The 21,630-nt window shown below is 67.7% G+C and carries 14 protein-coding genes and 1 pseudogene; 11 read left to right on the top strand and 4 right to left on the bottom strand.

Annotated elements, in window-relative coordinates; all coding sequences use genetic code 11:
• Window positions 1-560: 560 nt before the first annotated feature.
• The 6 genes from Ae150APs1_RS06045 (at window position 561) to Ae150APs1_RS06020 (ending at window position 9,496) form a co-directional block, all read left to right on the top strand.
• Window positions 561-3,743 (top strand): helicase-related protein, encoded by a 3,183-nt coding sequence (locus Ae150APs1_RS06045; RefSeq protein WP_212567163.1) that lies wholly within the window; start codon window positions 561-563, stop codon window positions 3,741-3,743.
• Between the two features lie 32 nt (window positions 3,744-3,775).
• A complete protein-coding gene (locus Ae150APs1_RS31900; RefSeq protein WP_170918049.1) occupies window positions 3,776-4,522 on the top strand; it encodes a DUF4391 domain-containing protein in 747 nt (248 codons plus the stop codon).
• 45 nt (window positions 4,523-4,567) lie between these two features.
• Window positions 4,568-4,978, top strand: coding sequence for a hypothetical protein (locus Ae150APs1_RS32625; protein WP_075296348.1), 411 nt, complete (start codon window positions 4,568-4,570; stop codon window positions 4,976-4,978).
• Window positions 4,884-5,540 carry a DNA methyltransferase gene (locus Ae150APs1_RS06030; protein ID WP_075296346.1) on the top strand — a complete coding sequence of 219 codons (657 nt, stop codon included), beginning with the start codon at window positions 4,884-4,886 and terminating at the stop codon, window positions 5,538-5,540. The genes Ae150APs1_RS32625 and Ae150APs1_RS06030 overlap by 95 nt, the downstream gene beginning before the upstream one ends.
• A gap of 172 nt (window positions 5,541-5,712) precedes the next feature.
• Window positions 5,713-6,594 (top strand): hypothetical protein, encoded by an 882-nt coding sequence (locus Ae150APs1_RS30980; protein WP_170918048.1) that lies wholly within the window; start codon window positions 5,713-5,715, stop codon window positions 6,592-6,594.
• 7 nt (window positions 6,595-6,601) lie between these two features.
• Window positions 6,602-9,496 (top strand): DEAD/DEAH box helicase family protein, encoded by a 2,895-nt coding sequence (locus Ae150APs1_RS06020; RefSeq protein WP_075296342.1) that lies wholly within the window; start codon window positions 6,602-6,604, stop codon window positions 9,494-9,496.
• A 995-nt stretch (window positions 9,497-10,491) separates the two neighbouring features.
• Here Ae150APs1_RS06020 and Ae150APs1_RS06015 read toward each other — a convergent pair.
• The 3 genes and pseudogenes from Ae150APs1_RS06015 to Ae150APs1_RS06005 all read right to left on the bottom strand — a co-directional run bounded on the left by Ae150APs1_RS06015 (window position 10,492) and on the right by Ae150APs1_RS06005 (window position 14,255).
• Complete coding sequence (locus Ae150APs1_RS06015) at window positions 10,492-11,571, bottom strand: M20 family metallopeptidase (RefSeq protein ID WP_249266232.1); 1,080 nt, start codon at window positions 11,569-11,571, stop codon at window positions 10,492-10,494.
• A 73-nt stretch (window positions 11,572-11,644) separates the two neighbouring features.
• A pseudogene (locus tag Ae150APs1_RS06010) lies at window positions 11,645-12,626 on the bottom strand (aldehyde dehydrogenase family protein).
• A gap of 57 nt (window positions 12,627-12,683) precedes the next feature.
• Window positions 12,684-14,255, bottom strand: a complete 1,572-nt coding sequence (locus Ae150APs1_RS06005; RefSeq protein ID WP_075296338.1) for a GMC oxidoreductase — start codon at window positions 14,253-14,255, stop codon at window positions 12,684-12,686.
• Between the two features lie 121 nt (window positions 14,256-14,376).
• On the opposite strand from Ae150APs1_RS06005, the gene Ae150APs1_RS06000 reads away from it, so the two are divergent.
• Window positions 14,377-14,847: a hypothetical protein gene (locus tag Ae150APs1_RS06000; protein ID WP_010241019.1), complete on the top strand. Its 471-nt coding sequence runs from the start codon at window positions 14,377-14,379 to the stop codon at window positions 14,845-14,847.
• Here the strand turns inward: Ae150APs1_RS06000 and Ae150APs1_RS05995 are convergent.
• Window positions 14,844-15,323, bottom strand: a complete 480-nt coding sequence (locus Ae150APs1_RS05995) for an Lrp/AsnC family transcriptional regulator (protein WP_075296336.1) — start codon at window positions 15,321-15,323, stop codon at window positions 14,844-14,846. The genes Ae150APs1_RS06000 and Ae150APs1_RS05995 overlap by 4 nt on opposite strands.
• 92 nt (window positions 15,324-15,415) lie before the next feature.
• Here Ae150APs1_RS05995 and Ae150APs1_RS05990 point away from each other — a divergent pair, with 92 nt between their 5' ends.
• The 4 genes from Ae150APs1_RS05990 (at window position 15,416) to Ae150APs1_RS05965 (ending at window position 21,572) form a co-directional block, all read left to right on the top strand.
• Entirely contained in the window at window positions 15,416-16,990 is a 1,575-nt protein-coding gene (locus Ae150APs1_RS05990) for a thiamine pyrophosphate-binding protein (protein ID WP_075296334.1), read from the top strand.
• A gap of 158 nt (window positions 16,991-17,148) precedes the next feature.
• Window positions 17,149-17,622 (top strand): NUDIX domain-containing protein, encoded by a 474-nt coding sequence (locus Ae150APs1_RS05985; protein WP_075296332.1) that lies wholly within the window; start codon window positions 17,149-17,151, stop codon window positions 17,620-17,622.
• 2,397 nt (window positions 17,623-20,019) lie between these two features.
• On the top strand, window positions 20,020-20,889 hold the full coding sequence (locus Ae150APs1_RS05970; RefSeq protein WP_075296328.1) for a winged helix-turn-helix domain-containing protein: 870 nt from the start codon (window positions 20,020-20,022) through the stop codon (window positions 20,887-20,889).
• 53 nt (window positions 20,890-20,942) lie between these two features.
• Complete coding sequence (locus Ae150APs1_RS05965; protein WP_170918046.1) at window positions 20,943-21,572, top strand: HAD family hydrolase; 630 nt, start codon at window positions 20,943-20,945, stop codon at window positions 21,570-21,572.
• Window positions 21,573-21,630 lie beyond the last annotated feature (58 nt).

Here is a 21,630-nt window from a genome sequence, read left to right as displayed (position 1 = left end):
CAGCGCCTCCCACTCTGCCTCGGGCGCTCGTTACGCCCATCGGTGCTCAGCCTTTTCGAAAGATGTTGCGAACGAGACCCAGGTTCCTCGGTCAGCGGACGGTGCGAACCGGAAGAACTTGCGGAGATCCTCGATGATTTCTGCACTCGATAGCTCGAATCGTGAGGCGATGGCGTCCAGTCGTCCAGCGATGTCGATCGGCTGCCAGCCGGAGCTCGCTATCTGTCGCGCTGCTGACAGCGTCGTTGCATGATGAAGTTCTATAGGGTTCGTCTCGTCCACAAGAATCCTGCCAGCTTCGGCTCGAAATATGAGTAGTTACCAAAACGCTGTGGCGCTGGGAGCGATGGGCTCGCGCTATGTAATCTTGCATGGCTATGGATCGGAGCGGGGGCGAACGTGACGATGGGCATGCAAAGTCGTCTCGCTGCCCGCGCGGCGAAGCATCGAGGCCCCGTGAGCAAGCCCCAGCGCCCACTCACACATGCACCTGATCGAGCGACGTCGGTCAGCGTCCTGTGTTGTCGGTCGAGTAGATTCGGCCTTGGGGGTGACCGATCGTGAGCGTGCAGCGGCGGGGTGGTAGCGGTGGAGCCGCTGCGGAGACGGGCGCGATCGTCGACACCGTGCGACGTCACCTCACCGCGGCAACGGGGATGGCAGCGCTGAGCGAGTCGTTCTCGCTGTATGTCTACGACGCTTTGGAGGGGGAGCTGGCCGACGTCGACCTCCGACTCCTTCTCTGGGGGCGTTCGCTCGAGCAGTACCCGCTGAACGGCCTCGACCAGGAGCATCTCCTGCGAGCTCGGCTGGACCAGCATCGGGTCGCCAAGGACTTCGCACGCTGGGCGGCCGACCGCCTCGACGTCCGAACCCTGCGGAAGCGGGTCCGGACGTCGTGGCTGACGGTGGATGGGACGTTTCCCTACGCGGTCAAGGACGCCGGCCTGGACGCCGAGGGCCTCGGGGTCGCTCCGTCCCCGGATCTCTTGTTCCCCAGCGAGATCAGCGACGTCGCCGAGGTGAAGCGCATCCTTGCGGACTTCGACAAGGTGTGGCACAGCTCGGCGGACAGTAACGATTCTCGAGATGCCTTCCTCTCCAAGGTCGACCAGCTCCACCGTGATAACGACCCCGAGTCTGTCTACCTCCGTATCTTGATCGCGTTGTTCGAGGACTTCGTCGGTGAAGCGGGTGACGAGACGGAGAAGCGGGGCAAGACCGGCTTCTTCGACACCGAGGTGTGGCGGAAGCTATACAAGTTCCAGCGCGACGGCGTTCTCGGCGCGATCGAGAAGCTCGAGCAGCACAACGGCTGCATTCTCGCCGACAGCGTCGGCCTCGGGAAGACGTTCGAGGGCCTCGCGGTGATCAAGTACTACGAGCTGCGCAACGACCGCGTCCTCGTATTGGCCCCGAAGCGACTGCGGGAGAACTGGACGCTCTACCGCGCCAACGACTCCCGGAACCCGCTGCTGGCGGACCGGTTCGGTTTCGACGTTCTCAACCACACCGACCTGAGCCGCTCGGAGGGGCGCTCGGCGGACATCGACCTGGCACACGTGAACTGGGGCAACTACGACCTCGTGGTGATCGACGAGTCCCACAACTTCCGGAACAACCCGCAGGTGAAGGGGCACGTCACCCGCTACCAGCGCCTGATGGACCAGGTCTTCCGCGCCGGGGTGAAGACGAAGGTGCTCATGCTGAGCGCGACCCCTGTGAACACGCGGCTCGCCGATCTGAAGAACCAGGTGCTGTTCGCCACCGAGGGCGCCGACGATGCGTTGGCGGGTAGCGGGATCCGGTCGGTCGAGCAAGCGCTGAGCCAGGCGCAGGGCCGCTTCAACGCCTGGCAGAAGAGCAACGACGTCGCGCGGTCGGCACGGTCCCTGGTCGACGTCCTGGGCATGGACTACATCCGGCTGCTGGACCTGGTGACGATCGCGCGCTCCCGCAAGCACATCGAAAAGTACTACGGCACCGCGGACGTCGGACGGTTCCCCGAACGTCGCCCACCGGAGAACCTCGCCCCGGACATCGACTCCGCCGGCCTGCTGATGCGCCCGGAGCAGCTCAACGACGCGCTGCTGGGACTGAATCTGTCGGCGTATCGCCCGACATCGTACGTCCTGCCGAGCAAGGCGAAACAGTATGCGGAGCTCTACGACCAGCGGCTGAGCACCGGTGGGGCTCGAGTGTTCCGGCAGGCGGACCGCGACAACAACATCGTCCACCTCGTTCGCATCGGATTGCTCAAGCGGCTGGAGTCATCCGTCGCCTCATTGACCCTCACCGTGCGGAAGATCCACGGCACCGTCGAGCGGACCATCGACCGCATCGAGAAGTACGAGGCCAGAGGCGAGCCGGGTCAGTCCATCGAGAGCGTCACCGACGTCGAGGACCTGGACAGCGAGGAGCTCGACGACCTCATCGGCAACAAGACCAAGGTGTTCCTGGCCGACGTCGATCGCGTGGCCTGGCTGCAGGAGCTTCGGGAGGACCAGAACCGGCTGTCCACCATCCTGGATGAGATCGCGACGGTCGACCCGGCGCGTGACGGGAAGCTGGCCGCCCTCCGGGAGCGTCTGAGGCAGAAGGCAGCCGGCGACAATCCCAAAGTCCTCGTCTTCACCGCCTTCGCCGACACCGCTCGCTACCTCTACGACCATGTCGCGCAATGGGCGCGCGGCGAGCTCGGCCTGTACGTCGCGCTGATCACCGGCACTGGCAATAAGAGCACCCTGGACGGCGTGCGTCAGGACATGCACAGCCTGCTGACCGCCTTCTCGCCCCGTTCGAAGGGTGGAGACCCAGCGGCGAAGCAGATCGACATCGTCATCGCCACCGACACCATCTCGGAGGGCCAGAACCTGCAGGACTGCGACACCGTCGTCAACTACGACATCCACTGGAACCCGGTGCGCATCGTGCAGCGCTTCGGCCGTGTCGACCGGCTCGGCTCAACCAACCGCGCGGTCCAGCTGGTGAACTTCTGGCCGCCCATCGACCTGGACTCCTACATCAACCTGGAGAAGCGTGTTTCCAGCCGCATGACCCTGCTCGACGTGTCGGCCACTGGCGAGGAGAACGTCCTCGACTCAGCCGCGATGAATGACCTCGACTACCGGCGGAAGCAGCTCCATCAGATGCAGGAGGCTGCGCCGACGATGGAGGACCTCGCCGACGGGCTGAGCATCACCGACCTCACCCTCGGCGACTTCCGGATGGACGCCGCCTCCCGACCACGTCAGCAGCGTGAGACTCTGGCCGAGTGGCCGCTGGCGCTGTTCGGCGTCACACGGTTCGACGAGTCCCTCGCCTCGGAGGGCCTCGCACCGGGCGCGGTCTTCCTCCTCCGGGTGCGCGACGGCGCCATCCCCCTCCCCGAGTCCTACCCGCTGGCCCCTCATCTCCTCGCCTACGTGCGAGACGACGGCGAGCTCGCCCGCCCCATCGAGGAGCCCAAGCTCCCCCTGGACGTCCTGCGGCACCACTGTCTGGATCGCACCGAGCCGGACTCGGAGGCGCTAGCGGACTTCCACCGCGCCACCCGGCACGGAGCTCGGATGACCCACTACCGCGGGCTTCTCGACGCGGCGGTCCGTGCGGCCTCCGGGCAGGTACAGGAATCCGCGGTCGCGTCCCTCTTCTCCGCGGGGCCCTCGACGCTCGGCGCCGAGAGCGGTGCGGCCGGGCTGGACGCGGTGGATGTGGTGGCCTGGGTGGCGGTGGTGCCGTGAGCCGGCCCGCGGACGAGCAAGACTACGTTCCCGTGGACGTCGCAGACCTGCTGAGGCTGCCCCCGCGGGCGCGGTTCTCCGAGCGCCTGTCGAAGAAGGTCCTCCGCGAGCAGATTGGTGGAGGCGGGGGGACGAGCGAGGCCCGACTCCTCGACAAGGCGGTCGCCTCGGCACGTGTCGTGGGTGTCCTCCGCCCGGAGACGATCCAGGTTCCCGCTCATCGCCAGGCCGATCGGGAGGTCACCGACATCGCCGTGCTCCATGTCGAGCCCACGCGAGGGACGACGGCGGGGGAGCGGCGGCGTCTGGTCAAGCTGGTCCAGCGGGCCATGCCACGGCCCGTGGTCCTGTTACTCGACGGTCCCGGGCAGCCGGCCCAGCTCTCTCTGGCGCTGACCCACATCAACCGGACCGACCCGGAGCGGCAGACCTCCGTCATCGACGCCGACATCACGGTGCCCGTCGACGATCTCCATCCGGACGGCCTCTCGCTGGCCCGCTGCGACCACACGGATCTGTGGGCGCTCTACGGCGATCTGGTGCGGCTGGCAGCGAGTGGCGGTCGCCCGGCCGGCGTCAGGCTGAGTGCGGAGGAGGCGGTCGAACTCCACCATCGCCTCCGGGCGCAGGAGACCGAGCTCGATGCCCTGGTACTCGATGCTCGACGAGCACCGGCTCAGCGCGACCGCATCGCCTTGAACACCAAGGCGAAGGCCCTACGAAACAGTGTGACTACGCTACGTGACAGGCTCTACAGTTCGGACTCGATCGAGCACTGACCGGCGTCGGGTGAGACGCCGGCGCAAGACATTGGGGGACCACACATGACGGCGGAGAGCAACTCGTTCGAGCCGATCAGCGACGAGCGCGACCACCGCGGCCCCGGCGAGGTGCAGGGCAACATCGACACCCTCGCCGAGCTCTTCCCGGACGCTGTGATCGACGGCGAGATCGACCTTGGCGTGCTCGCCGACCTGATCGGACAGAAGACCGAGCGACCCGGCACCGAGGGCTTTGGTCTGCGCTGGCCCGGCATGCACGAGGCCCGCCGCCTGTCCGCCCAGCCCGCCACTCAGACCCTGCTCCCGCGCCCGGACGAGTCCGTCGATTGGGAGAACACAAAGAACATCCTCATCGAGGGTGACAACCTCGAAGTCCTCCGACTTCTGCGCCGCGGCTACACGGGCGTGGTCGACGTCATCTACATCGCCCCCCCCTTACAACACCGGCAATGACTTTGTCTACGACGACACCTTCACCGCCACTCGGGCCGAGACAGAGACCGCGGCTGGCCTGCGAGACGAGGAGGGCGCTCTCGAACAGGGCGCTGCCTCCAACCTCGCGGCTGATCGGCGTGCAGGCGCATCTCTGCATTCGAAGTGGCTGTCGATGATGTATCCACGCCTCCTTCTTGCAAATCACATGCTAAAGGAGACTGGCATCATCATCATTGCGATTGACGACGGTGAGCAATCTCGATTGAAGCTCCTCTTAGATAGGGTCTTCGGGGCCGAGAACTTCATTTCTAACGTGGTTTGGCAAAGTGGACGTAAGAATGATTCTCGCTACATATCAAACGGCGCCGAGTGCATGCTTGTTTACGCTAAGAATGAGGGTCAGCTGGCTGCTCTCGACACTAAGTGGCGAGAGGAGAAGAAGGGGATTGGCGACGCCCTCCGCGCCGCTGAGAAATTATGGACTGCATCCTATGGGGAAGTGGATGCTAGTGCCAAATGGAAGACCTGGCTGAAGACAAGAAAGGCCTCTGGTGAAATAACAGACTCCGTTGTGAAATAACAGACTCCGTTGCAAGATATGATCAGCTGCATCCCCAGTCAGGCCGTCCGATCAGCACCTACCGTGACATCACCTGGCCTGGAAGTGGGGCCCGCTCTATACGGTTCTTCATCCAAGGTCCGGGGAACCTGTCAAGACGCCCTCAACCGGGTGGCGCTTCCAGGAGCCTGAGATGCAGAGGCGTATTGAGGCGGGAGAAATCTGGTTCGGCGTCGATGAGTCGATAATCCCTCGAGGTGTAGCCTATCTCGACGAGATGGATGATCAGGTCGCAGTTTCCGTCTTCGAGCAGGATCGCAAGGCGGCGACTACCGACATGCGACGGATGTTCCAAGAAATCCCTTTCGAGAATCCAAAAGACCGGAGGGTGTTGGCAAGGTGGATTGGACTGGTCTCGTCCGGAAATCGCGATGCCCTGATTCTTGACTTCTTTGCGGGATCCGGAAGCTCAGGCCATGCTGTAATGGATTTAAACGCCGGCGACGGAGGCAATCGTCGATATATCCTAGTGCAACTTGATGAGCCAGTTGACAAGGAGGCTTACTCCACAATCGCGGACATCACCCGTGAGCGCCTCCGCCGCGCTGGCGCACAGATCGCTGTGCAGCGGACCCTCGACGCGCAGGACATCGACACCGGCTTCCGTTCTTACCGACTGGCTGAGAGCAACGTGAAGCCCTGGGACGGAACGGCACAGCTCGATCTCCCCAGCGCCGTGGACAACCTCGCTGAGGGCCGCTCTACCGACGATCTGCTCGTCGAGATGATGCTCCGGCTCGGGATCGACCTGGTCACGCCCGTCGAGACCCGCGAGGTCGCAGGCTCGAAGCTCTACAGCCTCGCCGGCACCCTCTACGCCTACTTCGGCGTCGAGATCGACTCCACGCGCGCCGATGAGGTGGCGCGGGCCATCGTGGCGTGGCGGGACGAGGATCCGGTCGACTCGGACGTCACGGTCGTGGTGCGGGATACCGGGTTCCAGGACTCGGGAGCCAAGCTGAACTTGGCGGCGGCCCTGCGACAGGCCGGCGTCACGACCCTGCGCAGCATCTGAGGCGGGCGTGAAGTTCACCTTCGAGGCGAACCTCGACTACCAGCAGGCCGCGATCGCCGCGGTCACGGACCTCTTCCGCGGACAGGACTCGCTCACCGGCCAGTTCACCGTCCAGGCCCGCAAGGCAGCCTCTAACCAGGAGGCGCTTGGCTTCGCGGAGGCCGCCGTGAGCTCGGAGACCGAGGGCGTCGGCAACCGGCTGAGGCTGAGTCGTGAGCTCCTGCTGAAGAACCTGCACGACGTACAGGACCGCTCCGGAATCACACACGCGGACGACCTGACGACGATGAACTTCAGCGTCGAGATGGAGACCGGTACCGGGAAGACCTATGTTTACCTGCGCACCATCCACGAGCTGCACAAGCAGTACGGCTTCACCAAGTTCATCGCCGTGGTGCCCTCGGTCGCGATCAGCGAAGGCGTCGCGATGTCGATCAGTCTGCTCCGCGAGCACTTCGAGTCTCTCTACGGCGGCCAGCGCATCTCGTTCTTCCGCCTCGACGGCGGCAACCTCTCCCGGGTGCGCTCCTTCGCCACGTCGTCGGGCATCGAGCTGATGATCACCACCGCCGCCGCCGTCAACAAGGCGACGAACAGAGTGCACCAGCAGGTCGAGGACCTGGGCTTCGAGGTCCCGATGGACCTCATCCGGGCCACGCGCCCCGTCGTCATCGTCGACGAACCCCAGAGCGTCTACGGAGACGACGGCAACCTTGCCCGGAAGAAGAAGGGCGCCGGCCGCGTCGCCATCGAGGGCGACCCCAAGGCGGACACCAGCAGCGAGGGCAAGAAGTCGCTGGCAAAGGGCATGGCGGCGACCGCTGTGCTGCGCTACTCCGCTACACACCCCAAGTTCGACAAGGCCAATCTCGTCTACCGTCTCGACGCCATCGCGGCCTACGAGCAGCAGCTCGTCAAGCAGATCGAGGTCGACTCGCTGGTCACGGAGGCCAGCGGGGCAGAGCCATACGTGCGCCTTCTCGAGGTGAAGCGTCGCGGCCCAGTGCTCAAGGCGCGCCTCGAGTTGGACGTCGAGACCGGCAACCAGATCAAGCGCAAGGCCGCCGACGTCGCGCTGAACGCCAACCTAGAGGACATCACCGGCCGCGCCCGCTACCGACACCTGACACTCGACTCGATCAGCGCCGCCGACGGCACCGTCCGCTTCGGCGACCTCATCGAGCTGAAGGAGGGCGAGGCCGTCGGCGCGGAGATCAGCGTCGAGGAACGCGCCCGCCAGATGATCGCCCAGACCATCCGGCAGCACCTCCGCAAGGAGCAGGAGTTCGCGCTGGCGGGCAAGGCGATCAAGGTGCTGAGCCTGCTGTTCGTGGACTCGGTGGCGAAGTACCGCGAGTACGACGAGAACGGCGAGGCGCAGCCCGGCGAGTACGCGCGGATGTTCGAGGAGGAGTACGCGAGGATCGCGGGGCTCCCCGAGTTCCGCAGCCTGTTCGGTCCGGACCCCGCAGACGTCGTCGCTGCTGGCGCGCACCAGGGCTACTTCTCCATCGACCGCACGAAGAAGGGTGTCGAGCGGCTGGTCGACACCTCCGAGACCAACGACAAGGGTCGCCAGCAGGCCGGGCTCGCCTACCACCAGATCATGAAGGACAAGGTCGGACTCACCACCCCGGGAACGCGCATCCGGTTCGTCTTCACCCACTCCGCGCTCCAGGAGGGCTGGGACAACCCGAACGTCTTCCAGATCTGCGTCCTGCGCACCATGGGCACCGAGCGCTGGCGTCGGCAGAGCCTCGGCCGTGGCCTGCGCATCTGTGTCGACGGCGAGGGCGACCGTGTGCCCGGCTTCGACGTGAACCGGCTGACGGTCGTCGCGAACGAGTCGTACGAGGAGTTCGCCGAACAGCTCCAGCGCGAGCTCGCCGAGGACCTCGGCATGGAGTTCGGCACCATCACCATCGATGGCTTCGCCCGCCTCACCTACCGGCCGTCCGAGGACGCGCCGCCGGTGGCTATCGGCGACGAGTCCGCCCGTGCCCTCTTCAACGCCCTGACCAAGGAGGGCTACGTCAAGCCGACGAAGAAGGGCGTAGCGAAGGTCGAGGACAGTCTGAGACAGGCGGTGAAGGAGAATCTCGCTGCGGTGGAGTCCTTGATCGCCACCGTCCTAGATTCCGCGATAGCCCGGGACATCGCCCTGGATCTCATCAAGCGAATCGCCAGGCCCATCGACATCAAGGATGCCCGCCAACACATCCGCGTCGAAGTCGTACAGGAACGCCTGAATAGCCCCGAGTTCCACGCGCTGTGGGAGCGCCTCCGGCACCGTACGGAGTTTCGCGTCGACATCGACGAGGCCCGGCTTCGTCAGGAGATCATCACCGAACTCCGTGGCATGGCCCCGGTTCCCGAGCGGCGCGGTACGTGGGACACCACCGTCGTCGAGCAGATCGACCAGAGCGGGCTGCGCAGCAGCGCGGTGCGCAGCGAGCGAGTCGACGTCACCTACGCGGACAGCGAGGACCTGCCCGACATCCTGTCCGTCCTCGCCGACCGCACACAGCTCACTCGTCGGACCCTTGCCGAGGCACTGACGGAGTCCCAGACGCTGGGGGAGTTCCGAAAGAACCCGCAGGTCTACATCGACCAGGCGACCAAAGCACTACTGGCCGCGACCGAGCGGCTTCTGCTGAATGGGCTCAAGTACGAGCTCGTGGACGAGGGGCGCCCCGAGGACGCTCGTCGATACCCCGCATCGATCTTCGAGAGCGCCGACCTGGGCGGGTACGCGGGCCGCGGCGGCAACATCGTGTCCGACGCCGACGGCGAACCCATCTCGTTCGCCTCCAAATCGTTGTACGAATATCTGGTCGTGGCATGCGCTACGCATTTACGGGGTATTCCTATGTGCGTCGCTAGGTGTGGATCTTGTCGATAATTGCCCGTGCTTCCGTCCGTTAGCGAAGGAAGTCACCGACGAGTATCTCAAAGAAGCACTCGAGAAGAAGCTTACCGCGCTTAGCGAGGGTACTTGATTGTAACTCCCGTGATCGTTCGGGCAAGGCCGGGCGACGATGGACCTGAGCTCGAATTGTGCCCGCCGGTCGGCTTTATTAATCCCACAGAATCATCGGCAGTCGGTGTGGTATGTCGAGTGTCGAAGGGTCGTACCTGCGCGTGGCGCCACAGCTTGAATCGGGAACCGACAGATGGCTACTGTCCATCTCCCTCTTGTCGATCTTGGTTCAGGTGGCTAGGCGTTGAGAGCTCGGGATCGCTTGGGGTGCTGCCGGGGTCCTGGGGTGGCCTGACGGTCGGGCTTTCGATCTCTGTCTGCGACCGCGTTTCGAGCAATTGCCGACTCCGACGTTTCCGCGCAATCCTCGGTACTTGTAGCGGGTTGAAATCGCTCAACGGGAGAATGTGCTCCGAGTAGGCCACTACCCGGCGAAACGACGGTTCGATGCTGTTTTCCGAAACTTCACACGCTAGCCGCGCGACACCGAGTCCGACGCAACACTTGTGGGAGCGGCACGGTCCGGAACGATAGGCTGAGCCACATCAGAGGTCCGCGCGCGCAGCGAAGCGGACGTGCCGTGCGGTGCTGCCACCAGGTAGTCCAGGCGTCGGAGGCTGCCAGCCTTCGAACGTTGTCGACGAACGCACGACGCGGTACCGATCCGGGACCGTGAAAGAGCTCGTCGCTCTCCGGGCACGGAGCGTCGAGAGTCGGTGCGACGTGTGCAGAGAGGCCGGTCACAGGCTCGTAGAGCGGGGAGTGAACAGGGGTTTCGCCGTTCTCGGGGATGATGCTGGTCGAACTGCTGACAATCGCTGTTCCTCCAGTAACAGATCGCTCAGAGCAGCGGCGTTGTCGATCACCGACCGGACCACCGATGGGGCGGGTCCCGCGCGCACCGGTTCCACCGGCCGTCATGCCCCAGGCCTCCCGGCGGCCAGGTCGGCGGCGGTCCAGGCCATCGCGATCGCGCCGTCGAGGACCGCACGGTCGGCCGCCGGGCTGATGGCTGCCGCGGTGAACTCGGGCTGATGGTTCACCGCGGGGGCGCAGTCCAGCCCGAGCATCGGGTGGATCGTCGGGACGACGTGCGAGACGTTGCCCATGTCGGTGGCCGCCCCCACGACGCCTCCCACGGGCAGCTCCGGGAACGTGCGGCCGAGCGCTTCGGCGTTGGCCCGGTAGCGGGCCAGCAGCCCGGGGTCGGGGCGCAGGTCAGCGTAGTCGGGGCAGGCCGGGCCGAGTTCGAGATCGCAGCCGGTGGCCAGGGCGCCGGCTTCGAAGCAGCGTTGCACCCGCCGGGTCAGCGGTCCCAGCTCGTCGACGGTCCCGGTCCGGACGATCCACCGGCCGCGGCCGAGGTCGGGGATCACGTTGGCGGCGTTCCCGGCCTCGGTGACCACGCCCTGGATCCGGTCGGTGCCGGTGGTCTGCTGGCGGAGCAGCCCGATCGCGACCTGGGCGACGGTCATCGCGTCCGCGGCGTTGATCCCGCGCTCCGGATAGGCACCCGCGTGCGCGGGGACGCCCCGGTAGGTCACGTCGAACACGGAGACCGCCGAGCCGGGCATCGCCGCCATCTCGACGGCTGCGGGGTGCACCATCATGGCGGCGTCGAGGCCGTCGAAGGCCCCGCGCTCCAGCATCAGCGCCTTGCCGCCGCCGCCCTCCTCGGCGAGTGTGCCGAGAACGGTCACCGTCAGCCCGAGGTCGTCGGCGACCCGCGCCAGCCCGAGCCCTGCGCCGACGGCCGCGGCGGCGATGACGTTGTGCCCGCAGGCGTGCCCGATGCCGGGCAGCGCGTCGTACTCCGCGCAGATCCCGACGTGCACCGGGCCCGTCCCGATCGTCGCGCGCACTGCGGTCGGCAGGCCGTGGCACCCGTGCTCGACGGCGAAGCCTGCCCCGGCCAGCGCTTCGGCCACCCACGTGCTGGCGCGGATCTCGGAGAACGCCAGTTCGGGGTGCGCGTGGATCCGGTGTGACAGCGCCACCAGGTCGGTGCCGGCCGCCCGGATCCGCCCCTCGACGTCGCGCCGCAGCCGGTCGGGGCGGTCGGCGGCGCGCTCACGGCGCGGCCACGTGCACCGTCGCCGGGCGGGTCGCGGCGTCGAAGGCGGCGTGGGATCCGGTCGCGCCCATCCCGCTGTCCCCGGACGGCTCGTAGACCCGGCCCGGTCCGCCGCCCTGCCACTGGTTCACCCAGGTCACCGCGGCCGGCACGGACACCGCCGACGCGATGTGGGCGGGATCCGAGGTGTAGACGGTGCACGCCAGGCCGAACGGCGAGTCGCCGGCCCGTGCGATGCCCTCCTCCCAGGAGTCGACGATCCGGACCGGCGCGACCGGCCCGAACGTCTCCTCAGTCATGACGAGCATCGACTCGTCGACGCCGGTGAGCACCGTGGCGGGGTAGAAGCTGCCCGGCCCGGGCGGGACGGCCCCGCCGACGAGCACCGTCGCCCCGCGGTCGACGGCGTCGGTGACGTGACGGTGCACGATCTCCCGCTGACGCCGGTCGACGAGCGGGCCGAGCACCGTCTTCTCGTCGCGGCCGTCGCCGGTGGTGTAGCCGGCCGCGGCCTCGCAGAGTGCGGTCACGAACGCCGTCGCGACGTCGCGGTGCACGTAAATGCGTTCCATCGACGTGCAGATCTGTCCGGTGTTGACGAACGCCCCGAACGCGACGGCCTGCGCGGTCGCGACCGGGTCGACGCCGGCGTCGACGATCACCGGGTCCTTGCCGCCGAGCTCCAGCACGGACCGGTGCAGGCTGTGCCCGGAGCTCGCGCCGACGGCGCGCCCGGCCGCGACCGAGCCGGTGAACCGGACCAGTCCGACCCCCGGGTGCCCGGCGAGCGGGCCGCCCGCGCGGACGTCGCCGTGCACCAGGCCGAGCACGCCGTCGGGCAGGTCGAGCAGCTCGACCAGGCGTGCTGGACAGGGGGGAGCGCTCGGACGGCTTGAGGACGACCGTGTTGCCCGCCGCCAGCAGCGGTCCGATCGCGATCAGCACGTTGAGCACCGGGAAGTTCCACGGCGTGATCACCGCGGCGACGCCCAGCGGGTGGCGCAGGACGCGGGTGGAGCTCGTGGACGGGGGCGGTCACGAGCGGCCGAGCCGGTCGGCCATCAGCTCGCCGGCCATGATCGCGGCGAGGTTCGTGTTCGCCCGCGGGACGGACGGGAAGATCGAGGCGTCGACGACGTGCAGCCCGTCGACGCCGAGCACCCGGCAGCCCGGGTCGACGACGGTGTCCCCGCTCGCCGGGTCGCCCATCCGGCAGGTGCTGGTGGCGTGCTGGGCGTCGGCGGCCGTGGCCAGGAGGTGGTCGTCGAGCTGCGCGTCGTCGTCCAGGATCGAGAGCAGCCGGCCGTTCACCCGGTCGACCGGTCCGTCCGAGATGGCGGCGACGTCGTCGCCGCGGGCCATCGTGACCAGTGCGCGCAACCCGGAGCGCAACCGGGAGAGGTCGCGCTCGTCGGAGAGCATCGCCTCCCGGACCTCGGGATGGGCGGTGGGGTCCGCCGAGGTCAGGGTGACCGAGCCGCGGGAGTGGGCCTGGTTGACCCAGACCCCGAAACCGCCCGCACCGAACCGCACGTCGGCGCTCTCCATCGACAGGACGTTCTGGTTGAGCGACACGAACATCATGTCCAGCGGCAGCGCGTCCGGCGCGTCGCTCGTGTAGCGCACGCAGACGTTGGTGTGCCGGTCGTCGGCGGTGCGGATCGCCGAGGCCTCGTTCAGCGGGATGGCGACCCCGACCATCGGGTGGTCCTGTAGTCCGGCGCCGACCGGGAGGTCGGCGACGACGTCGATCCCGAGTCCGCGTAGCGCACCGGCCGGGCCGACGCCGGAGCGCATCAGCACCGCGGGGGAGTGCACCGCGCCGGCGCTCAGTACGACGAGATCCGCCCGCTCCTCGACGGGGACGCCGTCGGCGAGGTACCGGACACCCCGCGCGCGGCCGTTCTCGATCAGCACGCGGTCGACGAGGGCGTCGCCGCGGCCGGTGAGGGCACCGGACCCGCGCACCGGCTCCAGGTAGCCGTCGTTGACGGTGACGCGGCGACCGTGCCGGGAGTTGATCGGGTAGGGCGAGACACCGCTCGCGCCCGGCGCGTTGACGTCCTCGGCCGGGGAGTGGCCCGCCGCCAGCGCGGCCGCGTGCAGCGCGGTGTCGACCGACCCCCAGTCCGCGCGGGCCATCCGGTGGATCGGGGTCGGCCCACCGAGGCCGTGGTACGGCTCGTCGCCGAACTGCTCGTCGTCCTCGGACCGGGCGAAGTAGGGCAGCACGTCGTCCGGGGACCAGCCGGTGCACCCCTGCCGGACCCAATCCGTGAAGTCCTCCATCGGCGGCCGGATGGCGATCTGCCCGTTGATCGAGGAGCTGCCGCCGGTGCCGCGGCCCCGCCAGTAGAGAGCGGGCTCCTGCTTGTCGGTCCGGGTCGCCAGCAGGCCCGGCCACACCAGCGGCGCGCTCGCCGCCGGGTCGATCAGTGCGCGCACCGGGTTCGGGGAGCGCCAGACCTCCGCCATCTCCGCCGAGCGGAAGTCGGGGCCGGCCTCGAGGAGCAGGACGCGTCGTCCCTGCTCGGAGAGGCGGCTCGCGAGGACGGCGCCGGACGAACCGGCCCCCACCACGATGACGTCCCAGCCGTTCCTGGTCACGGACGAACCTCCGCCGGACGGGGCAGCATCCCGGACGGGGCCGCCGATGGCCGGTACTATCAGCGTTTCCTGAACTCTCAGTCAATAGCGAAAATTCAGAGCTGATCGAAATGAGGTCGGTATGGTCGCCTCGGGCACCCGTTCGGCGGACGCGGAGGTCCTGATCGACGACTTCGCGTCGGTCCTCGGTCGGACCATGGGCTGGCCGCCGATGGCCGGACGCACGGCCGGGGTGCTGATGCTCGCCGAGGGGGCGATGACCGCCCAGCAGCTCCAGGCCGACGTCGGTGCCAGCGCGGGGTCGATGTCGGAGATCACCCGCCTGCTGATCACCAACGGCGTCGTGCAGCGGGTGAAGGCGCCGGGTGCGCGGCACTTCGTCTACGAGTGGCGTGCGGACGCCTGGGTCGGCTGCCTGGAACACCAGCTCCGGCAGACCCGGGACCTGCGCGACCTCGCCCACCGGACCGAGGCGAACGGGGCCGCGCTGCCGGACACGCAACGCCGCAGGCTGCGCGACATGGCCGGGTACTACGACTTCATGGTCGCCCGCCTGACGGCGTTGCTCGAGGAGTACCGGGCCGGTCTCTAGCGGTCGGCGATCCCGGACAGCGTCGGCGCCGTCCGCAGCGGGACCACCTCCACCATCGAGATCACCGTGCTGGAGCGCACGACCCCGGTGCAGCCGAGCAGCCTGCCGGTGATCCGGTGCAGGTCGGCGTTGTCCGCGGCGACGACGCGGACGTGCAGGTCGCCGTCCCCGGTGATCGCGTGCATCTCGCACACCTCGGGCACCGCGGCGATCTCGGCGATCGTCGCGGCGGCGTCCCCCTGGCTGATCGCCAGCGTCAGGAACGCGAGCACCGGGAGCCCGGCGTGCGCGGGCCGGACGCGCACGCTCGGCGGGGCGAGGGCACCGTCGGCCTCGAGCCTGCGCAGCCGTGCGTGGACCGTGTTGCGGGCCAGGCCCAGGCGCTCGGCGAGGGCCACGACGGTCGCGCCGGGGTCGTCGTCGAGCGCCAGGAGGATCCGGGCGTCGGTCCCGTCCAGAGGGCGCACGATGACCATCTCCTGTTCATGCCTCGCCGTAGGATGACGCATCCTGCGCAATCGATCGGTCGAGTATTGCGCAGATCGATGCATCGTCGTCAGCTGGGGTCATGCAGACCGTGACCGTTGCGCAGTACCTCGCCCGCCGGCTGGGCGAGCTGGGTGTCGAGCACCTGTTCGGTGTCCCCGGCGACTTCAGCCTCACCCTGCTCGATCACATGCTCGCCGAGGGACGCCAGGAGTGGGTCGGGTCCCCGAACGAGCTGGGCGCGGGATACGCCGCGGACGGCTACGCCCGTACCCGGGGCATGGCCGCGATGGTCACGACGTTCGGTGTCGGCGAGCTCAGCGCGATCGACGCGGTCGCGGGCGCCTACGCCGAGAACGTGCCGCTGGTCCAGATCACCGGCGCTCCGCCCACGACGTCCGCCGCCGCGGGACGGCTGCTGCACCACACGCTCGGCGACGGCGACTTCGGCCGTTTCGCCCGCGCCTACGCCGAGGTCACCGCCGCCGGTGCCGTCCTGACCGCCCGGGACGCCGCGGCGCGGATCGACGACGTCCTGGCCACCGCGGTCCGCGAGCTGCGTCCGGTCTACCTGGCCGTGCCGGTCGACGTCGCCACTGCACTGGTTCCCGCACCGGTGGGCCCGCTCCCGATCACCGCGGCGGACGAGCACGCGGTCGGCCGGTTCCGGTCCGCCGCCGCCGACCTGCTCGGCGGGGCCCGCAGCGCCGTCCTGGTGGCCGGCCACCTCGTGGAACGCTCCGGCGCCGTCGACCGGTTCGCCCGGCTGGTCGACGCGGCCGCCTCCCCGGTCGTCACCCTGGTCTCCGCCCGTGGCGCCGTCGACCCCGGCTCGCCGCACTTCGCGGGGGTCTACTGCGGAACGATCGGTGCCAAGCGGGCGATCCTCGCCGTCGACACCGCGGACGTCGTGATCGAGGCCGGGACGCTGATGGCCGACGCCGTGACCGGGATGTTCTCGCACCGCGACGATCCCGCCCACACCATCCACCTGGGACTGCACAGTGCGACGGTGGCCGGGTCGCGGATCGACGGCGTGCCGTTCGCGACCGCGCTGGACGTGCTGACCGAACTGGTCGACGGCGCTGCGCTGCGCCGCGACCTGCCCGACACCGCTCCGGACGGGCCCGAGGCCGGTCCGGAGCTCGACCAGGCGACGCTGTGGGCGAACCTGGAGAGCTGGTTCCCGCACGGGCACCGGCTGGTCACCGACATCGGCACCACGTTCTGGGGCGCGGCCGGGATCACGCTGCCGGCAGGCACCGACGTCGTCGCGCAGCCGGTGTGGTCGTCGATCGGCTACGCGCTGCCCGCCGCCCAGATGACGGTGCAGGAGCTCAGCACGCTCGCGCGGCTGCCGCAGCCGCCGGTCGTGATCGTCGTCGACAACTCCGGCTACACGATCGAACGCGCCCTGCAGAGCCCGTCGGCGGTCTACAACGACGTCGCCCCGTGGGACTGGTGTGCGCTCGCCCGTGCGTTCGCGCCCGGTGTGCCGATGGTGACGGCCGAGCCGGCGACGCCCGGCGAGCTGGACGAGGCCCTGGCCGCGGTGTCCTGTGCACCGGACAGCCTGGCCGTGCTGCACGTGCGGACCGACCCGCTCGACCTGCCCGCCGGACTGCGCGGTCTCGCCGACAACTACCACGGGCGCTGAGACGCCGAGGAGGGTCGGCGCAGCGCCCCCCCGGCGCGCGGTCATGCACCTGCGCTGCGTCCCCGGCGGGCTGGTGCGAGAGCACCTCATGCACTCGTTCGAGGAGGTCCGGGAGTGAGCCGGCCTCGTGCGAGGTGACCGTGCGCCATGCTCGCCCGATGGGCCGTATCGACTACTTCCAGGACCCTGACGCCCCGCAGGCGAACAGCGTCGTCCCGTCCACGACCGCCGCTGTGCGGGACGATCGTGGGCACCTGCTCATGATCCACAAGGTCGACAACGACAAGTGGGCTCTTCCGGGCGGCGGCATGGATCTGGGGGAGTCGATCTCCGAGGCCGCCGTCCGCGAGGTTGCCGAGGAGACCGGCTTGACCGTCGAGATCACCGGGCTCGTCGGCATCTACACCGACCCTCGCCACGTCATGGCCTACGACGACGGGGAGGTCCGCCAGGAGTTCTCCGTGTGCTTCCACGCCCGGCCCACCGGCGGCACGCTGCGCGAGGACGGCACCGAGACGAAGGCGGCGAAGTGGGTCGATCCTGCCGACATCGCCGACCTGACCATCCACCCGTCCATGCGCCGGCGGATCGACGACGCCCTACGGGGCGGCCCCGCGCCTCGGATCAGCTGAGCCGCGCTCGTTCGAGTCGCCGCGTGGTCCGGTCGATCGCGGCCTCGATCGAGGCTCGCGCCGCCGTCATCGCGCGGGCGACCACGGATTTTGACGGGTAGTTCTCCAAGACTTCGTCAAGCTCTTTGGAGCACATGGTCAGCGTTACGAGAGGCGATGCTCGATTGTTCGGCTTACGGAGTAGTTGTCTGCAGGGGCCGACGTAACACATGGCCGTGGCCTTGCGATCGTCTGATCGTGATCACACCTGGGGCCGACGTTGGCCGGTAGACGAATCGGCGGGGCGGGCGGCGGAAGCGACAAGGGGAACGCGGGCGGGGGACTGGTCATCGCGATCGCCATCGCCGTCGCAGTTGGTGCTGGTGGTGCAGCAGGGGGAAGCGCGCTGTCCTCTGGTGGCGCATCATCGTCAAACTCGGGGACGCGGAGCGGTTCGCAGTCAGCCTCACGGAACATCGACAGTGTGCAGGCCCGGTTGACCGGCGCCGGATTCCGCGTTTCTGGTCGGATCACTGATGACGCCTCTGATTGTGCTGCTCACTCCTACGGTCAGGTACGCGAATTCTTTCGGACGCATCCGTGCTCGTCCTTGCGGCGAGCGCAGTTCGAGATACGAGATCGCAACGGTGACATTGCGCTCCTTCCGATCGCCTGGGTCGAGATGCCCACCCAGGCTGGCGCCCGTCAGCTCAAGACGCTCATGGACACCGGTGGGACTGGCAACGCGACAGAGCTGTCCCGTGAACGTGGCCGCTATCGGACTGTCCGCTACACCGGGGGTGTATACGCTTCCCGGCGCGACGGGACCACCGTAGTGAACGCCCAGGCCCAACCCGTCGTCCGCGGATCGGCGGGCCTGACGCTGACCAGCGTCGTCACCGCCGCAGTGGAGTAGCGGGGCGAGAGCGGCGGCACAGACCTCGGTAGGTGCCACCCAGCCAGGCCAGTGAAGCCCAACGACGACAGCTATCGACCAACGAGGCCAGCCGCATGGCGCGCCTTCGGGGAGAGCGGCCAACTGCGTGACAACTGCCATTTGCAGCGGCAGCGCCTGACCGGAATCCACGGATGAGCCATCCTGATGCGATGATAGCTCTAAGGTGAGCCCAGCTTATTGACTCAAGCTGGAGGCCAGTTTTCCGGGTCAAGAATCGCCGATCAACTATCCCCTGTTTGCGGCTTTGCAGAGTTCTGGAGCTGAGACTCATGTGCGGCGACTGAAGCGTGCGGACCAAGTGGCCAGTCGGGATGACGGCCGGACTGTTTCTAGTTTCCGATGGTGTTCGGCGCAGCCTGGACAAGGGGGGGCCGGGTCGCGAGCCGAGCGACGCGGCTACCACTTCGGTCCCGCAAGCGGCGCGGTACCGACCAGTTCCTGCTGTCAAACCGTGCTCGAATTCAATCGAAGTGATGGCATGGGTCCGACCGTCGTTGACGCAAGTCAGGTCCAGCAGCGCAGGCCGTGCGGTGTTCCACGATGGGCTCATGTCGTCCTCAGCTCGCACAGTGGGCACACGAACATCCCATTGTCGACGGTTAGTGTCTTCACGCGCAGCTTCGGAGGGCACGAGACGGGCTTGTAGGGCCACCTTCGGTCGAGCGGGACCGCACGAGGGCGATCCAGCGACTGGCCGGCATGCGTCAGGTGGGTCGTCGTGCTCCATCGCGGTGGAGCGATGTCGCCACGACGGCCCGCAATATTTGTCGACCCGGTATCGGGTACGTCCGGTCGCAGATCACTTCCGGAAGTAGAAGGCACAAGTATCCCCGGTTTGGAATTGTTTCCTCGAACGGGTCAGATCTGAAAAGTAGGACGACAGCTACGTTCGACGGTCGACCCGGTCAATTTTTGGCCTCTAGTCTTCTATGCGTCGGCTAGAGCGCGCCTTGGTTGCCCTTGTCGTGTCTGTGCCGGAGCCAAGTGGGCGAGTTCGAGTCCCGTCGCCGTGAATTCGAGAGTTGGTTTCGTGCGTCCGTCAGGTGCGTCAACCGAGTGCAGGGTGACCTTCGGGGCGATCAATCGAACTCGCGTGTCCTCCGGGAAGCCGTCCCCCGGGTCCGAGGTCAGGGTCACCGTGATTTCCTCGCCCTTCGGTGCCCGCTGGTCTGTCCGGACTGTGAGCTTCGCAAAGAGCGAAACCATGAACTGGGGTGTCCCGTCAGGCTCGGTTTCCGGTACCTCTGTTCTGTCGCCGTCCCGACGTGTCTTTGGCGCGGGCGGTTCCACGACCGTCAGCTTGTAGTCGTCGAGCACCACCGGGAGATTCTTCATCGCTGCCCTGTTCTTCCTGACCAGCTTGGCTAGTCATCTTAAGGTGGTCGGTCTGGCTAGCCATGTCAAGTCTGCTCGAGCAATCTGACTGGCTGGGCTAGTCAGCCACTCGATACGGTGGAGGCATGGCTGCAGCCGCCGACTTCCTCGCGCACCTGGACCCGGACGATCCGCGCACTCCATCGCAGCAGATCGCCAACCAAATTCGCGCCGCGATCAAGCTCGGCAAGCTCACGGCTGGGCAGAAGTTGCCCTCGCAGCCCGATCTGGCAGAGCGCTACGGAGTCGCTCGTGAGACGGTCAAGGCCGCCTTGCGGCCGTTGTACGCCGAGCGTCTGCTCATCAGCCGCCAGGGCAGCGGGGTGTTCGTGCGTGCCCAGACCGAGCTGCCGGTCGGGTTGCGCCCACACATCGAGGCCGCGTTCGAGCGGCCGCACGTCCGTATCGACTTCGCCGGGTTCTCTGGCGAGACACTTGCAGGCACGCTGTCCGAGGTTCTGGACAAGGTCCGGGCCGGGCGGTTCACGCCGGAGTCCATCGCGATCCGGATCATGCTGTCTGATGCTGGCGTTCCGCTTGCGTTGCCATGTCGGGCGGACACCGCCGTCGATGACCCCGCCGTGCGCAAGCGCGCTGACCGGATCACTCGTCGAGCTGTGGAGAGCATCAGCGATGGCGTCCAGGAACTTGCCGACCTCGGGTTGGTCCAGACCGCGTCCGCGGAGGTTCGCGCGCACAGCGCATCACCGTTGTTCAAGCTCTACCTGATCAACGACGAAGAAGCGTTCTTCGGCTTCTACCCCGTACTCGAGCACACCGTCACTATCGACAAGAACCCGGTGCCGATCTTCGATCCGATGGGCAAAGACACTACCTTGTTCCACTTCTCCACCGGTGACGGTGCCGAGACCAGCAACGGGCCTCAGTACGTTGCCCAGGCTCGCACCTGGTTCGACTCCGTGTGGCACTCGATCACTCGCGAGTACCTTCAGTGACCCTCACCGCCGGGACCGCGGAACAGCTCGCCGACCTGCTCCGCGGCGCTCGCGTGCTCCTGCTCGACTTCGACGGACCCGTCGCCCACCTGTTCGCCGGCCGCCCGGCCCCCGACGTCGCCGCAGACATACGTCGGTTCGCTACCCATCACGACATCGACCTCTCCGGTACCCGCACCGACGATCCGCTCATGCTGCTGCGCGCCGCCTACCGCCACTCCGCCGAAGCCGGACGTGACGTCGAGGCACACGTCATCGATCACGAAGCGCGGGCCGCCACCGGCGCCGCGCCCACCCCGGGGGCGCACGACCTCATTCGCGTCGCATCGGCCACCAGGCCCGTGCTGATCGTCAGCAACAACTCCGAGCGAGCCATCCGGATCCATCTCGCCCGCCACGGCCTCACCGAGCATGTCGCGCACATCATCGGGCGCCCGTTCGGACACCCGGAGCAGATGAAACCCGACCCGTACCTGCTCCGGGCCGCACTCGACGTCACTCGGACCGGTGGGTCCGAGTCCGTGTTCGTCGGAGACTCCATCACCGACGTCATCGCCGGAACCGCTGCCGGCGTGCCCTGCATCGGCTACGCCACGCATCCTCAACGCGGCGACGGACTGGCCGACGCCGACGCAGTGGTCGTCGTGGACGACATGCGCACTCTGTCCCGGGTCATCGACTGAACCCGCTGGTCTCTGCACCGCGATCCACTCGGCACGGCCTGCCGCACGCGGTCCGCAG

Source organism: Pseudonocardia sp. Ae150A_Ps1 (assembly GCF_001932315.1).
Lineage (GTDB): Bacteria > Actinomycetota > Actinomycetes > Mycobacteriales > Pseudonocardiaceae > Pseudonocardia.
Note: the sequence above shows the minus strand (reverse complement) of the source record. Positions and strands in the feature narration are given on the sequence as shown.